Origin of the sequence: Tropicibacter alexandrii (genome assembly GCF_003667315.2) — a bacterium.
GTDB lineage: Bacteria > Pseudomonadota > Alphaproteobacteria > Rhodobacterales > Rhodobacteraceae > Tropicibacter > Tropicibacter alexandrii.
Map to the genome: position 1 here is coordinate 1 of NZ_RCTZ02000064.1, position 536 is coordinate 536.

General features: G+C 55.8%; 1 protein-coding gene. It reads left to right on the plus strand.

What is annotated here, in order from left to right:
- Positions 1-498: IS3 family transposase (locus tag D8Z78_RS24370; protein ID WP_121634764.1), on the plus strand; the 498-nt coding region annotated here is incomplete at its 5' end.
- Between the last annotated feature and the right edge of the window lie 38 nt (positions 499-536).

A 536-nucleotide genomic window follows, 5' to 3' on the forward strand; every position in this document is an offset into this window, starting at 1 on the left:
TTCCGCGCAGATCAGCCGAACCAGAAGTGGGCCGGTGACATCAGCTATGTCTGGACGCGAGAAGGATGGCTCTACCTTGCCGTGATCCTTGATCTGCATTCCCGGCGTGTCATTGGCTGGGCGGTGAGTAACAGGATGAAGCGCGACCTGGCAATCCGAGCATTGAAGATGGCTGTGGCGCTTCGTCAGCCGCCCAAGGGATGCATTCATCATACCGATCGAGGGTCGCAATACTGCTCACACGACTACCAGAAACTTCTGCGCCAGCGTGGGTTCAAGGTATCGATGAGCGGTAAGGGCAATTGCTATGATAACTCCGCCGTTGAGACGTTCTTTAAAACGATCAAGGCCGAGCTGATCTGGCGAAGGTCATGGCTGACGCGCAGAGACGCCGAGTTGGCAATCTTCCAGTACATCAATGGTTTCTATAATCCGCGCCGACGGCACTCAGCATTGGGCTGGAAAAGCCCCGTCGCTTTCGAGAGAAAAGTGGCCTAAACGAGCACCTGGGGCGGCACGAAAACGAGACAGGTCCA